This is a genomic window from Candidatus Hecatella orcuttiae, assembly GCF_002009985.1.
GTDB classification, from domain to species: domain Archaea; phylum Thermoproteota; class Bathyarchaeia; order Hecatellales; family Hecatellaceae; genus Hecatella; species Hecatella orcuttiae.
In genome coordinates this window covers 419,210-432,667 of record NZ_MTLX02000005.1, presented here as the reverse complement: position 1 = coordinate 432,667, position 13,458 = coordinate 419,210, and the positions used below count along the sequence as shown (strand labels likewise).

The window sequence follows — 13,458 nt, the reverse complement described above, 5'->3', positions numbered from 1 at the left end:
TGAAGATTGGAGAAAAGGATCAAAAGCGCCATCGAAGATTTTAGGCTGTTCTCAGACCGAGGCTACCGGAGGGATAGCATTCTCAGATTCGTCGGAGACAGGTATCAGCTGACAGGGAAAGAAAGACTTCTTCTCCACCGCTGCGTTTACGGAAAAAAGGAAGCGGCTGCGCGGAGGAGAAAACAGGCCGACGTTAAAGCTGTGAAAGGTCGAAGGTTGGCTGTGGACGGCTACAACAACCTGATAACCTTGGAGAGCTTCCTCCAAGGCAAGCTTCTGGTTTACTGCGATGACGGGTTTATCCGAGACCTTTCGGAAGTCCACCGGAGATACAGGATCAACCCAGCGACCGAGAAGGCTTTAAACCTGATGGCGGAAACCCTGAAAAGCCTCCGAATCGGAGCGGTTAAAGTGTTCTACGACTCCCAGCTGAGCCGCAGCGGAGAATTAGCCGCCCTCACCCGGAGGGTTCTCGCGGCATGGGGACTCGAGGGCGACGCGACGGCTGTTAGAAGAGGGGACACCTCCGTACTGGCTTGGTCTAGACTGGCGGCTAGCAGCGATTCAGTCATCATCCAGAAGGCGTGGAAGGTGCTGGACCTAGCTGGATTCATCGTGAGAAAAAAAGCTCCAGATAAGGTAGTTCGACTGAACAGGCTGTCTGAAGAGGCTTTGGAAAATCTTCTAGCCTAATCGGACCAAAAGTCCTTCGGGGTCAGAGGGGACATCCGCCTCAGTCTCTCCACCACGCCGGGTATGACTTGGACGGCGTAGTCCACATCCTCCTCCACCGTCCACCTCCCCAAGGTAAGCAGCAAAGAGCCGTGGGCTTCCTCGTGAGCCAGACCTATGGCCTTCAGGACATGGGAGGGTTCAAGGGTTTTGGAGGTGCAGGCGGAGCCTGTGGAGGCCGCTATGCCTTCCATGTCCAAGCTTAGAAGCATGGCTTCTCCCTCAATGTAGCTGAATCTGAGGTGGACATTGTTAGGCAGCCTCCGAGTAGGGTGACCGTTCAGATAGGACTCCTTTACCTGCTCAAGGATGCTTTTGATAAGCCTGTCTCGAAGCCCGCTGAGCCGTTTTCCTTCAGACCCCATCTCCTGCCCGGCGATTTCCGCAGCCTTACCCATTCCCACGATGTTGGGAATGTTCTCCGTTCCGGACCTTAACCCTCTCTCTTGGCCTCCTCCGAAGATGATAGGTTCGATTCTCACCCCTTTGCGCACATACAGCGCTCCCACTCCTTTAGGGCCGTAAAGGTCGTTGGAAGAAAGGGATAGAAGGTCAACTTGGTCTTCGACTACGTCGATGGGTATTTTCCCGTTGGCTGCCACGGCGTCCGCGTGAAAGTATACTCCGCGGTCTCTGGCGATTTTCCCTATCTCCCTGACAGGCTGAATAGTGCCTATCTCCCCGTTGGCGTAGGCCAGAGAAATGAGAATGGTCTTGTCGGTGATCGCTTCTCCCAGCTTCCCCACGTCCACCACCCCATACCTGTCCACGGGGACGTAGGTAACCTGGAAACCCAGCTTTTGAAGATGCTTAGCCAAGTTCATGATGGAAATATGCTCGGCGGTAGAGGTGATGATATGGTTTCCCCGGTTTCTGTTTCGATAGGCCACTCCCAGTACAGCTAGGTTGTTCGACTCTGTCCCCCCGGAGGTAAAGATGATTTCCTCAGCGCTTTCCGCTCTTATCAACTGGGCAACCCTAGACCTAGCTTGTTCTAAGGCTTCCTTGGATTCTAAGCCGAAACTGTGAACTGAGGAGGGGTTGCCGAAGGTTTTACCGAAGTAGGGTTGCATTTCCTCAACAACTCGAGGATCTACCGGTGAGGATGCAGCGTAGTCCAGATACACTCTTTTCAAGGAAACTTCCCCGCGAAGGCTGAACGGTTTTCTATTTCCATGAAACCTTAATAAGCCCTTCTTTTCGCGAGGAAAATAAACACTTTGATCCAGAATCTTATAGTAAACCTCATTCAATCTTCTCTTGAAGGGGATGTTTAAGGAAAAACCGCTTTTTTACTCGATATTTCGGGTAAAATCCCGTTGAAAACGTCGATAAAGGCTTTTGCCAGCGTTCTTTTTTACACGTTTCTTTTATTCAACAAGCTTAATCAGCGCTTCATTTAGTCTAATATGTATATCATTTCAAAGTTTAACGCTCCCCGAAGGTCTTTTCAAGCCCATTTAGAAGTTTATCCAACACGTAAATCTTAATTTTTATTTCACTGAAGACACTTGCGGTGAAATCGTTGACCGTATGTCCTCGATGTAAAGGAGAAGAGTTGAACATCAACAAGTCGTGGGATGTAAAGCCCAAATCCGGGAAAGGCAGAGCCATGCGAGTCACCCTATACGCTTGCCGAAGCTGCGGACATAAATTCAGGAAAGCCGTAAAACTAGAAGAGACACCCGCTGTTTCAGAACCATCACCGATGGTGGAAGTAGCAACCACCGGCGAAACAGCCATCTCCCCACAGTCCAACGACGCGCCTAAGAAGGAGTCCTTCTTCGATAAGCTGAGAAGACTGTTTTAAATCTCAGAAAATCTGGGAGAGATGACAGTTGAGTCTTCAATATGAAGCCCTTCAAAGGTTCATAGGGAAACCGGCGAGGGACACCTACAGACGGTACATAGGCTACGTGGTAGGTGTGACATTAGACCCAGATGGGCAGCTTCATTCGGTGGGAGTTGACCGAGGAGGAAGCTTTGAAGAGTTCTCCAGAGCGCAGATAATAGTCGAAGGCGATACGTTGATTCTAGTGCCTTCATGGAAGATTGAAGCGGAAAACTTCAAAAAAGACAACGACTTAACCCAGCGTCGTTTTCGAGCGTTGGATGAGCTTTTGAAGAGCCAGGAGATCCCAAGCCATGTCTACGAAGAACTTTGCCAGCAATATAAAGACTCTTTGACCAAGCTTGAAGAAGCCCATAAAAACCTGATAGAGTCTCTGAACAGAAAAATCTCCGACTTGGAACACCATGTTAAAAACTTGGAAAGATTTCTAGGCCACCTCAAGGTTCAGCATAAAACCGGAGAGCTGGGCGACGAAACCTACAAGCTTGCCAGCGACTACTTGATATCGGTGATCAACAGCACGATAAACGAGAAGAGAGACATAGAAGCCACCTTAAACTCTTTAACCGTCCCCCAAAACCAAGAATATCCGAAACTTGAGGTAAAAGAGGAGAGAAGCCCCGCGGAACCCCTCGTCGTACGTCTCCAAACTGACGAAGAGTGAAACATTCCGTCTTGAATATGTTGCAGATGTTCGCGCAAACCAAACATCCATTTTTTAGGCTTTCCTAGTATCCCCGCGGAAGTCGGGGGAACTCCATGTCTCTTTGGTTAGCTTTAAAACGTTTCCAAACCACGTGGGTTAAGGTTAAACTCATAATCGGAATTCTAGCCGTCGTTGTAGCGGATTTCATGGTTCTGTCCATGCTGGTTCAAGGGTGGGGCGCCGTCATTACAGCGGCTTCCATCCTCATCTTGACCATCGTAGCCCTCTCAGCTACCATGCTCCACCTAGCCGACCGGGTTGACTACGACCTAGGCGTGTACAAGGCGTTGGGCGCCACTAGGGAGACCATTACCCTCTCTTTCATGATCGAACTCTTCCTCACAGGGCTTTTAGGAGCCCTTCTAGGGCTGCTGGTGGGGGTAAGCCTCCTAGTTCTGTTGCCGGCTTTGCTGCCTTTGAAAGGCTGGAGCCTCCTGACGCTGGCAGAAGCCTTGGGGTTCGCTCTCCTCTTCAGCCTGCTGGGGATTTTTACGGGAGCCGCTCTCGGAGCATATTCTGTGTGGAAAAAATCTCACCGAATGACTGCGGAGATATTTGCCCATGTCGAGTAACTCCGCCATCCGTGTGGAGCATGTGAGGAAAGTCTACGACGGGCATGGGAAATCTTTCCCAGTGTTTGAGGACGTATCCTTCGAGGTGAAAAAAGGCGAATTTCTCGCCGTCGTAGGCCCCACCGGATGCGGGAAAACGACCTTGATAAACTTGGTTGCAGGTTTGGACAGGCCTCAAGCTGGAAACATCTACGTCGACGGAGTGAACATAACGAAGCTTCCTGAGGACGTTGTTTCAAAGTTAAGGCGGAGAAAGCTGGGGGTTGTCTTCCAAGTATCTAACCTCATCCCTTCTTTAACGGTTTACGAAAACCTGGAACTTCCCCTAGTATTTTTGGGGATGAGCCGGGATGAACGGAGAAGACGCGTGGAGGAGGTTTTGGAGAGCTTCTGGATTTCTAACTACGTCCACCGGAAGGTTGCAACTCTCAGCGTTGGAGAAAACCGCATGGTATCCTACGCTAGGGCGATGATTTCCGATCCTGAGATTCTGCTTTTAGATGAACCCACGGACTTCCTCGATCCCCTCACCGAGGATATGATGGTAGCCTCTTTCAAGGGAAAAATCCTGAAAGGAAAAACCCTACTGGCCACAACGCATAGAAGAAAAATGGCTAAACTAGCCGATAGAGTCATTAACCTTAAGAAAAAGTTGCCTTGAAGGCTTCCGGCCGCGTTGTCGTCTCTTCGGTCAGACGTTGAGGTTGAAGGCTTCCTTCAGCCCTTTGTAACGGTTTCTCACCGTAACCTCCGTGACACCCGCGGCTTCAGCTATATCCTTTTGGGTTTCTTTCTCCCCTGTGAGGACGCAGGCGATGTAGAGGGCTGCAGCCGCCAAGCCTACGGGGTCTTTGCCTACGATGGCATTTTTCTCTTCAGCTTCGCTGAGAAGCTGAATGGCCTTGGTTCGCGTTTTCTCCGGAATGTTGGCCTTCGTGGCTATCTTGGAAATGTAGTTCCTCGGGTCAGGAATGGGCATCTTCAAGTCTATCTCCTGCAGAAGAAGACGGTAGCAGCGAGCTATGTCCTTCTTTTTAACCCTGCTCACCGAGGCTATTTCCTTCAACGAACGCGGCTTTGAGTACGCTCGGCAGGCTGCGTAGAGGGCTGCAGCTACGATGGCTGATATGGAGCGCCCTCGCACCAGCCCTTTATCTAAGGCTTTTCGGTAGATTTCAGCCGCCTCTTCTTGGAGATCTTCGGGGATGTGAAGTTTATCCGCAAGCCTGTCCAGTTCGGCTAAAGCTTGGAGGAGATTTCTCTCCACAGGAGACTGGTACTGGGTTCTGGTCTGCCATTTTCTGAGACGGAGCATCTGCCTCCGGGTTGGCAGGTCAACCTTCCTTCCGAAGGCATCCTTGCCAACCTTGTCTATCACCGTAGGTAAACCTTTATCAGCTTGAAGGATGGAAACGGGTCCACCCACCCGGCTTTTCCCAGCTTTCTCCTCCGGGGTGAAGGCTCTCCACTCAGGCCCCCTGTCGTAGGATACCTCATTCAACACCAAGCCGCAGTTGCCGCAGACAACCTCGCCGGTTTCGCCACTCTCCACTATCAGGGTGCTGCCGCATTCGGGGCAGCGGGATTCCCTACCGGCGCCTACTTCTCTTGACGATGTTTCCATCTGCACGTTTCACCTCCGTCGTCATCGGTCCTTAAAACTCCGTTCCCATCGAGAAATAGGAGGAGCTTATATAGAAGGAGCCTCGACTTATTCCTTAAGTCATAATCTATACTTCTAATATATAAACTTTTCGTATAAAAGCGGTGATAATCCTCGAAACCTAAAATAAGCTGTAAAGGCTTGTCTTAACCTTTAATATAGCTATTGCTACCAAGAGCCTTCTGCCATAGATTTTTAAGAATCTAATTCGAATGATGTATGTTTAACTCTGGGAAACTTGAAGATGGGTAAGGCTGTTTTCATCGCCCGGGATGTTGTTCAAGGCCTTGTGGACTACGCTCGCCACTTACACCCAGAGGAGGGGATTCTCTTGCTGAGGGGAAAGCTCTCCAAGGATAGGATTATGGTTGAGGAGATCGTCATACCCCCCTTCGCCAGCCGTGGAAGAGCCTTTTCAAGTTTTCCCCTCTTCACGCTTCCCATGGACGCTTCCATCGTAGGGGTAGCCCATTCTCACCCCTCCGGGCATCTGAAGCCGTCGCCTGAAGACTTGAACAATTTCTACGGGAGAATCATGGTCATCGTGGGATACCCTTACCGTTTCGAGGATGTAGCCGTCTTCAACCGGGACGGTGAACCTGTCAAGTTTGAAATTCTCTGATTTCACTCAGCCTTTTAGGGCAGTATTTCAGGGGTGACCAGCCACTGGATAGACCAGCAGCCGCGCTCATCCTTCTCCAGACATAGGATGCAGCCCGTCTTGAAGGCCACAGCCCCTCGGCCCTCGTCTCCGCAGAGCAGTAGACCTGCAAGCTTACCTAGGTGGGGGAGGTGCCCCACCAGCATAAGGTTCTCCACGGCTTCGGAGAGGCGGTTTCCCCATACCTGAGGGTCAGCTGAGGGCTCAAAGCCTTCAGCCGCCTCCACCCCTTTCGGGGGACGAAGATGTTCGGCCAGGATTTCAGCCGTCTGCTTAGCTCGCAGTTTTCCGCTGTGGAGTATCTGCCCTACGGTGATGTGCAGGTGTTTCTCTGCGTATTTCGCCACCTTTCTGATGTCTTCCAAGCCCTTTGGGGACAGGGGCCTCGACGGGTCTTCCTCCTCCCGCAGGGCCTCGGCATGCTGAACTAAATATACCCTCACCAGTAGCACCCCTGTTTATTAGAGAAGCCAGCGGGTTAATTACGGTTTTCTTTCCTGTTAGGGATAGCTGATGCGAAGGAGGCTGTTCGCCTGAGTTTTCTGAGCCCTTCGGTTGAAGCTGAATTAAAAGCCGTCGAATAATTATGTTGCAGTAGAACGCTGTCTGCCGAATAGGAAAATTTCCAAGGCCAGGAGAATCCCTAAGCCGACTGCAAGGAAGCTGAGGACCGTGGGGGTGCCAACGGGTTTAGTGGAGAGGGGAACCTCCGCGTTTTCCCTCAAGACGGTGGCCTCTCCTTCCTCCCTTACCAGGGGCTTTCCTGTAAGGGGGTTTAGAAGATTCTCCACAGGAGCTTTGTCGTCGGTGAGGACCCTTCCCCCTTCCAGTTTGAAGCTGGGTTCCCAAAGGTGGTTAGCATAGCTTTGGATGGGGACTCTGACGAAATGAAGCTCTTCCGCTCTTTCCACTAGGGTTTCTTGGCTGAAATTCTTCTCCGCCTTCACGGCTACGATGATGATGTTCTGAACGAGGCTGGGCATCCCGGGGGATAGAGGAAACAGGTAGATTTCAGGGAAAACCTCAGACATGGTGGCCAGTTCAGCCTTCAAGATGCGGGAGGCATCTCCCTCTAGGGATGAAATGAAGTTTAAAACCACAACCCCTTGAGGCTTCAGGTCGCGTTCCATCTCCCTCCAGAATTCAAGAGTCATGAGGTGGAAGGGAATGAAGCTCTTATCGTAGGTATCCATGACCACCAAGTCGTATTTCTTCTCGGAGCTCGCCAAGTAAACTCGGCCGTCTTGAATGTAAACCTTCAACCTAGGGTCCGGTTTCAATCCGAAGTACTCTTCAGCAACCCTGACAACTTGAGGGTCTATTTCCACTACATCCACTTTCACCCAGTCATAGTCTTCTAGGAAGCGCTTGGGCCCTGAAAATCCACCTCCCCCGATGAAGAGCACATTCTCAACCTCGGGGTTGAAGAGAAAGCCCAAGTGGAAAAACCCGGTGTAAGTGTATACTATACGGCTGGGCTCCCTTAAGTCCATGGCGCTGTGAAAATTGTTGTCTAAGAGAAGAGTTCTAACTCCAGTAACGTTGTTGTCCATAACCACGATGTGATGGTAGGCGGACTCCCCCTCGAAGACCACTCCGCTGGCTTTCACCGGAGCGGTGAAAGCCATGGCCAAAGCCAACGAGATCACCACCACAGCGAGAGACTTGCCTCGGTTGGTAAGACTTAACGTTGAGACTGCCATAAGCCCGATGCTCACACCGTAGAGAGTCTTGGCAACCCCCAGCTCCGGGATGAGGACGAAAGCCGTAAGAAAAGTCCCAACTATACTGCCCGCGGTGGAGAGAGAGTAAAGGTTCCCGGCTAAGCTTCCAATCTCCTTGAGAGTTTTAGCCCCCAGCCTTATGGCGTAGGGGGAAACCATCCCCAGCAACCAGCTGGGTAAGGCGAGGAGAAGAACCGTGGCCGCTAGAGGGCTGAATCTTTCACCCATCCTCAGGGAAAGGGCGAACTCGAAAACCATAGGGGCAAGGGTATTGATGAAGAGAATGTAGACCCCTGCGGAGAAGATGATAAAGGCGAAAGCCTGGAAGCTCGGCCTTCTGTCAGCGATCCTGCCGCCGTGGTAGTAGCCGAGGCTTAGGGCGGCGAGGACGACGCCTATGAGGCTTCCCCAAACGTAGAGGGTGCTACCGAAATGGGGGATGAGAAATCGGCTTCCCAGCAGCTCCAGAGCCATCACCATGGCTCCGCTGACGAACACTTGAACCCTCAAAATCCACATAAGCCGCTTCGCGGAGGCCACTACCCGGCTACCCTCTTCTCTTGAAGCGTGAAAGTTGAATTTGAAGATTATCTTGGGGGAGAGAGCTCTTTAGAAAGAGTATTAGGGAGGAAGCCCCCAAACTTAACCTGAGGGAGAACATATGCCCATAAGAGCCTTCGTCCTAGTTACCACCAAACCGGGCACCTCGGAGGAAATCGTCAAAGCCCGACATATTCGAGGTGTGAAAATGGCGAACTCCGTCTTCGGCAGGTTTGACGCTGTGGTGGTCATCGAAGCTAAAGACTTGCAGGAGCTGTCGAGGATAATCTACGAGATGGTGGAAAAAACTCCCAACGTAGTCCACACGGAAACCCTGCTGACCATGTTCTATCCGCCGGAATGACCTCATGAAGTGCGTCGAAGACCTTCAGCCGATGCGGGGAAGGTAGAGGGTTATCACCATCAGGAAGTATATGAGCAGCGCTGTGACGTCTGCGATCAGCGTGACCAGAGGCCCTGAGGTCACTGCAGGGTCAACTTTGAAGATGTAGCTCAAATAGGGTATGACGAAGCCGATGCCTATGGCTGTTATGGGGATGAGAAACATACTCGCGGACAACGTGAAAAGCAGCATGAGGTCGTAGACCCCCAACAAGGCGGCCAGCGCTGCCACAAACACGGCGAGGATGAACCCTATGATCGCGCCTGCTCCTAAGTCGGCTAGGAGAAAATGCGCGGCGACGCGGCTAGTTCTCATCTGCCCCAAAGCCAACGCCCTGACGATTATGGTAGAGCTTTGCGTGCCTATGTTACCCCCTGAATCCATCAAGACCGGGATGAAAACAGCGATCAAAGGCAACGCTGCGATGGCGTCTTCATACTTTTTTATCACACTTCCGGAAACGAGCACACCGATGATCACGCAGATGATCAGCCAAGGGATTCTCGACTTCACCATCATTGAAAGATCTTCTAAACCCGCTGCTGGAAACCTAAACTCCAATCCGAGTATGCCGGCCAGCCGGTAGATGTCTTCGTCGCTTTCCACCCTCATAGCGTCCAGAATGTCGTCGGCTGACACGATGCCCAAAAGCTTATGATTACGACTTAGGAGAGGCACCGCGCAGAGGTCATTTTTGATGATGACGGAGGCCACCTGCTCCACAGAGCTGTCCACGTATGCGTAGGCGAAATTTTTCCTCATGATATCCTTCAGCTTAGTCTGGGGGCTGGCGGCCAGCAGTTCCCTCATGGTCAGCAAACCTTCAAGCCTGCCCTCTGAGTCGACAACATAAATATTGTAGGCGATTCTTGCCTCATGCACTGTTTCACGCCATTTTCCTATTCCTTCCTCCACGGTCAGATCTTGGGATAAGGCAACATACTTGGTGACCATGAGCCTGCGCAGCGTCTTTTTCCGCTCAGCTTTCTTAACCTCTTTTCCCATCCACATTCCCAGCCTTGCAACGACCTTGTTTTCACAATCTCATAAAAACGCGGGGACCATTCATTATAAAAAATTTCTCACCTTTTCAAAAAGAAAAACCGTCCGGCTAAACTGACAGTGAAGAGTTGAAAGACATTAGGAAACGATTTTTTCCAGATTATCGCCTTCGATTCCAGCTCTTATTTCTCGGGCGATCCTCTTTCCCATGTACATTTTTTCCCCATGTTTCAGATACGAATAGGGGGAGATGCCAATGCCTACGTTTGCTCCTGCGACTATTCTGGCGGATATTTCGAACGTGACTATGCGTAAGGCATCAGTGACAACCGTCTCCAAGCAAAACGGCCCTATGATCCCCGGCGGGGCTATTTCCTCAGACACCTTTACTACGCTGTCGCCCATCCTGAGGATTTCCGAAAGTAGCGATTCCCTCACAGTCAAAGGGATGTTGCCAACCACGGTGTAGGTGGGATTCAGTCCAACTTCAAGCTGCTCCCTCGCAGGTATTCTTCCAATACCGTCTATCGCAGACTCATACCGCCTGTCTATGCCCAGCAGCTCAACCTCCCCTACCACTAGGGAGCGAAAGTACAGAGGGTAGACGTTTACACCGACAAAATACTCCTGCAGATGAATCCTGGCCAAGTCCTCTTCCTTTAAAAGCCCTTTTTCAACCATGTCTCTCGCCTTCTGGTGAAAAGATTGAGGGGAGCTTGCGAGGAAATAGCCTCTTCCACCTTTGGCGCCGGGAAATTTTACGATGACTAAACCCTCTATGTCCTCGGGGTCTTTGAATATTTTAGGCAGATTCAACCCAGCTCTCCCAAGCCATTCCCTTTGCTTTTCCCTGTCAGCCTCCCATAGGAGTAGCTGCCTGTTTCCAAACAGGGGTAAACGTAACTCGTTCATCAGGTCGCCGGTGCTGATGTAGGCGGTGAAGGAGCCGTGGGGAACTAGAATGGTGTTCAGCCGTCTTAACTTTTCTTGGACATCATCGTTTAACAGATCTCTAAAGCCCTCCACCACGAGGATATCATCTGCCACAGGAAATCTCTGATAAACAATCTCATCGCCCTTTCGGCAGATGCAAACTGTTCGAAAACCTTCCTCTTGAGCGCCCTTGAAAATGTTAAGCGCAGAGTGAGAGCCGAGAGTGCCTATGGAGATTTTACCTTTATCATAGCTTCTCAAAACCTCGTCTATCTCATCTTTAGAAATCATTCCACCACCACCCAGTTTAAAAGCGGGAAGCTTTCACCCATATCTTCTCTTTTCCGCTGTTTACGCCTTTTGGTGAAATTTAAACCCCAGCCGCAAAAATGTCTTAGGTAACGATGTCTTCAAGCCGACTTTTTTTAACCGCCTGCTTAATCTCCATTGCAACTCTTCTCCCCGGGCCTATTTCTTTTCCGTATTTGTACTTCATGTACGGGGAAGTAGGCTCTACGCATGGGCATCCCGGTATCCTGGGGCTCACATCGAAGACGCAGAATTCTAGGTCTTTGGTTATAGCTCCCTGCAGAGCGAAAAGCCCTATTATGCCGGGGGGGTATTCTTTTTTGCATACTTCGACGAATTTTTCCCCAGCTTCAAATATTTTCTCCAGCTGCGATTCCCTCATAGTAGCTCCCATATGCCCTATCTCTATGTTTTGCGACGGTATTCTCGCCTCCAACTGTTCCTCGGCAGGTAGGTCTAGGACTCCGTCCAAGTTGGTTTGAATCCTTCTGTCGAATCCGAGAAAGTCGATTTCGCCGGTTATCGGTGACCAGAAATAGTTGGCGTTGAACTTCGCCCCTATCACGTACTCTTCTATCACAGCCTCATCCAAGTCTTCTCTGTCGATTATTCCTTTTTCAATCCTCTCCTCAGCTTTTCTTTCAAATTCTTCGGGGGTTGAAGCGTAGAAGAAAGCTCTCTCCATTCTCCTTTTCTTTTCAGGAACCTTCACTATCACCAGCCGATCTATCTCTTGGGGGGATCGGAATGTTTTGGGTGTGCGTATACCTGCTTTTTCCAGCAGATAATACTGATTTTTCGCAACGTTTCTTTCTTCGCTTCTCAGAATGTACCTGTTCCCCAGAATCGGAACGGAAAACTGTTCTTCTATGTTATCATATCCTACATAGACCGAGAAAGACCTGTTCGGCACGAAGATGGTGTTCAATTCCCTCAGCCTGTCTTGGTTTTCTCCGTTGACGACGTCGGAGAATTTGTCTAAAAGCAACATATGGTCAAACAGGTTTTTGTAGTATTTCGTGTAGGTTCGGTCTCTTCCTTCTTGACAAACGACAACCGTCTCAAGCCCTTCCTGTTTGGCTCCGTAGCCGATCTCCAATGCAGAATGCGAACCTAACACTCCTACTCTGATCTCTTCGGGGTTGTAGTCTGCTACGAGTTTTTGGATGAGTTTACGGTCCATCATTCTCACCCAGATATTCTCGGTATTCCTTCACCGTGTCCGCGAGACGAGGCGCATCAAACAAGTCGAGTCCCGTGCATTCGTTCGCCGTTGCCATGTAGAGGTTGCGTATGATCCTCTTCAATTTAGGGTTCAACTTCGGCGGCTTGGATTTGCATATGCTTTTCCAGTTTTTAATCCCTTTGGCGTCGGCTTCTTTTTTCGCTTCCTCTACGTCTCTGTACCATTTCGTTTTTTTGTAAAACTGCCTTGCAATCTCCTTGCTCACGTGCAAACCTTTGTAGGTGAATCTGCACTCGTCCAAGGTGCCGACCACGTCCACAACCATTAGTCTCCTGCGGTTGTCGAATGCGAACTCGATTTTTCCATCCTCGTTGTTTAGGTTAGCTTTTGCAGCGATCTCGCTGATTAGGCTGTCTATGCGGAGCAGCTTGTTTTTGACCTCCTCCATCTCCTCGTCGGTTAAGCCAGCTATTTCCTCGGCCTCCGGCCAGGTGACGTATCTGTCTTTTTCCTCCAACTTCGTGCTCACATCGAAGATGGGTTTTTCCAGTTTTTCCCCCGGCTGGGGATAGTGATCTAACCCAAGGTCTTCCGGCTTAAGCCCCTGCTTCAACCTCCTGAAAACCGACGACCCTTCCGGCAGCCCGTTTCGGTATATTATTTCCAAGGGCAGAAGGAAATTGGTTAAGCTTGGGGTGAACATGCTGTAATCGTATTTGAGTTTCCCCTCCTCTTTGTAGGAGCGAGGGCGAAGCACGTTTACGAGGTCGATTTCCATGACATTGACAGGTTTTTCCAGCTCGCAGGTTTCGACGAGCTTTCCCTCGGTTGTTACCAGTCCCCTGTAATGCGTTCTTATCCCGTCTTCCTTCAGCTTCTCAAAGCAGTAGGCGCCCATCACGCAGAGAGCTGCACCCTTCATTTCGATTAAATCCGGCATCTCCCCCCAGTCGAAGACCGAGTACCGATCGGAGAAATGGAAACGCCCTATACCCATCTCCTCTCTCGTCGGCTTCTTTACAATTTCCAGATCCTTTACGCTTCCCATCCATATCCTCCCGTTTCTTAACTGTCTCCATCAACCGGCAGCAAGCTTCGGTCTACTTATTATTAAAAAGATAATTAAGTGTATTTTAACAACATAACCGCCAACTGCTGAACATATGGCGAGGGAA

Annotated in this window: 15 protein-coding genes; 7 read left to right on the top strand and 8 right to left on the bottom strand. The window is 50.4% G+C overall.

Translation table 11 applies throughout. The features are described 5' to 3' along the window. Positions 1 to 6 precede the first annotated feature (6 nt). Positions 7 to 693, top strand: coding sequence for a DUF434 domain-containing protein (locus BWM17_RS05330; protein WP_309492908.1), 687 nt, complete (start codon positions 7 to 9; stop codon positions 691 to 693). On the opposite strand, the gene nifS is transcribed toward BWM17_RS05330, so the two are convergent. Continuing rightward, on the bottom strand, positions 690 to 1,868 hold the full coding sequence (gene nifS, locus BWM17_RS05325) for a cysteine desulfurase NifS (protein WP_342766494.1): 1,179 nt from the start codon (positions 1,866 to 1,868) through the stop codon (positions 690 to 692). The genes BWM17_RS05330 and nifS overlap by 4 nt on opposite strands. A gap of 380 nt (positions 1,869 to 2,248) precedes the next feature. Between nifS and BWM17_RS05320 the strand changes: the two genes are divergently transcribed. The 4 genes from BWM17_RS05320 to BWM17_RS05305 all read left to right on the top strand — a co-directional run bounded on the left by BWM17_RS05320 (position 2,249) and on the right by BWM17_RS05305 (position 4,523). After that, a complete protein-coding gene (locus BWM17_RS05320; RefSeq protein ID WP_309492907.1) occupies positions 2,249 to 2,542 on the top strand; it encodes a hypothetical protein in 294 nt (97 codons plus the stop codon). Between the two features lie 28 nt (positions 2,543 to 2,570). Next, positions 2,571 to 3,248, top strand: a complete 678-nt coding sequence (locus BWM17_RS05315) for a CdvA-like protein (RefSeq protein ID WP_309492906.1) — start codon at positions 2,571 to 2,573, stop codon at positions 3,246 to 3,248. A gap of 95 nt (positions 3,249 to 3,343) precedes the next feature. Next, a complete protein-coding gene (locus tag BWM17_RS05310; protein WP_309492905.1) occupies positions 3,344 to 3,862 on the top strand; it encodes an FtsX-like permease family protein in 519 nt (172 codons plus the stop codon). Beyond that, positions 3,852 to 4,523, top strand: a complete 672-nt coding sequence (locus BWM17_RS05305; protein WP_309492904.1) for an ABC transporter ATP-binding protein — start codon at positions 3,852 to 3,854, stop codon at positions 4,521 to 4,523. The genes BWM17_RS05310 and BWM17_RS05305 overlap by 11 nt, the downstream gene beginning before the upstream one ends. A 30-nt stretch (positions 4,524 to 4,553) precedes the next feature. Here the strand turns inward: BWM17_RS05305 and BWM17_RS05300 are convergent, their stop codons facing one another. After that, entirely contained in the window at positions 4,554 to 5,486 is a 933-nt protein-coding gene (locus BWM17_RS05300) for a transcription initiation factor IIB (RefSeq protein WP_309492903.1), read from the bottom strand. Between the two features lie 283 nt (positions 5,487 to 5,769). On the opposite strand from BWM17_RS05300, the gene BWM17_RS05295 reads away from it, so the two are divergent. Next, the gene (locus BWM17_RS05295; protein WP_309492902.1) at positions 5,770 to 6,147 is read left to right on the top strand and encodes a Mov34/MPN/PAD-1 family protein; all 378 of its coding nucleotides are present in this window, start codon (positions 5,770 to 5,772) and stop codon (positions 6,145 to 6,147) included. Positions 6,148 to 6,161: 14 nt separating this feature from the next. On the opposite strand, the gene sixA is transcribed toward BWM17_RS05295, so the two are convergent. Both sixA and BWM17_RS05285 read right to left on the bottom strand, forming a co-directional pair. Continuing rightward, a complete protein-coding gene (gene sixA / locus BWM17_RS05290; RefSeq protein WP_309492901.1) occupies positions 6,162 to 6,629 on the bottom strand; it encodes a phosphohistidine phosphatase SixA in 468 nt (155 codons plus the stop codon). A gap of 141 nt (positions 6,630 to 6,770) precedes the next feature. Next, entirely contained in the window at positions 6,771 to 8,450 is a 1,680-nt protein-coding gene (locus BWM17_RS05285) for a fused MFS/spermidine synthase (protein ID WP_309492900.1), read from the bottom strand. 121 nt (positions 8,451 to 8,571) lie between these two features. Between BWM17_RS05285 and BWM17_RS05280 the strand changes: the two genes are divergently transcribed. Next, positions 8,572 to 8,814, top strand: coding sequence for an Lrp/AsnC ligand binding domain-containing protein (locus BWM17_RS05280; RefSeq protein ID WP_309492899.1), 243 nt, complete (start codon positions 8,572 to 8,574; stop codon positions 8,812 to 8,814). Between the two features lie 24 nt (positions 8,815 to 8,838). Here the strand turns inward: BWM17_RS05280 and mgtE are convergent, their stop codons facing one another. From mgtE to purC, 4 genes are all read right to left on the bottom strand, one after another. After that, the gene (gene mgtE / locus BWM17_RS05275; RefSeq protein ID WP_309492898.1) at positions 8,839 to 9,858 is read right to left on the bottom strand and encodes a magnesium transporter; all 1,020 of its coding nucleotides are present in this window, start codon (positions 9,856 to 9,858) and stop codon (positions 8,839 to 8,841) included. A 135-nt stretch (positions 9,859 to 9,993) separates the two neighbouring features. Beyond that, positions 9,994 to 11,079: a formate--phosphoribosylaminoimidazolecarboxamide ligase gene (locus BWM17_RS05270; protein WP_309492897.1), complete on the bottom strand. Its 1,086-nt coding sequence runs from the start codon at positions 11,077 to 11,079 to the stop codon at positions 9,994 to 9,996. A gap of 103 nt (positions 11,080 to 11,182) precedes the next feature. Further along, positions 11,183 to 12,280: a formate--phosphoribosylaminoimidazolecarboxamide ligase family protein gene (locus tag BWM17_RS05265; RefSeq protein ID WP_309492896.1), complete on the bottom strand. Its 1,098-nt coding sequence runs from the start codon at positions 12,278 to 12,280 to the stop codon at positions 11,183 to 11,185. After that, positions 12,270 to 13,331 carry a phosphoribosylaminoimidazolesuccinocarboxamide synthase gene (gene purC, locus BWM17_RS05260; RefSeq protein WP_309492895.1) on the bottom strand — a complete coding sequence of 354 codons (1,062 nt, stop codon included), beginning with the start codon at positions 13,329 to 13,331 and terminating at the stop codon, positions 12,270 to 12,272. The genes BWM17_RS05265 and purC overlap by 11 nt, the downstream gene beginning before the upstream one ends. Positions 13,332 to 13,458 lie beyond the last annotated feature (127 nt).

Excerpts from the sequence above, each read along its gene's own strand:
- BWM17_RS05265 (WP_309492896.1), bottom strand. The coding sequence starts at position 12,280 with ATGGACCGTAAACTCATCCAAAAACTCGTAGCAGACTACAACCCCGAA.
- mgtE (WP_309492898.1), bottom strand. The coding sequence starts at position 9,858 with ATGGGAAAAGAGGTTAAGAAAGCTGAGCGGAAAAAGACGCTGCGCAGG.
- BWM17_RS05310 (WP_309492905.1), top strand. The coding sequence starts at position 3,344 with ATGTCTCTTTGGTTAGCTTTAAAACGTTTCCAAACCACGTGGGTTAAG.
- BWM17_RS05295 (WP_309492902.1), top strand. The coding sequence starts at position 5,770 with ATGGGTAAGGCTGTTTTCATCGCCCGGGATGTTGTTCAAGGCCTTGTG.
- BWM17_RS05305 (WP_309492904.1), top strand. The coding sequence starts at position 3,852 with ATGTCGAGTAACTCCGCCATCCGTGTGGAGCATGTGAGGAAAGTCTAC.
- BWM17_RS05300 (WP_309492903.1), bottom strand. The coding sequence starts at position 5,486 with ATGGAAACATCGTCAAGAGAAGTAGGCGCCGGTAGGGAATCCCGCTGC.
- BWM17_RS05270 (WP_309492897.1), bottom strand. The coding sequence starts at position 11,079 with ATGATTTCTAAAGATGAGATAGACGAGGTTTTGAGAAGCTATGATAAA.
- purC (WP_309492895.1), bottom strand. The coding sequence starts at position 13,331 with ATGGGAAGCGTAAAGGATCTGGAAATTGTAAAGAAGCCGACGAGAGAG.
- BWM17_RS05280 (WP_309492899.1), top strand. The coding sequence starts at position 8,572 with ATGCCCATAAGAGCCTTCGTCCTAGTTACCACCAAACCGGGCACCTCG.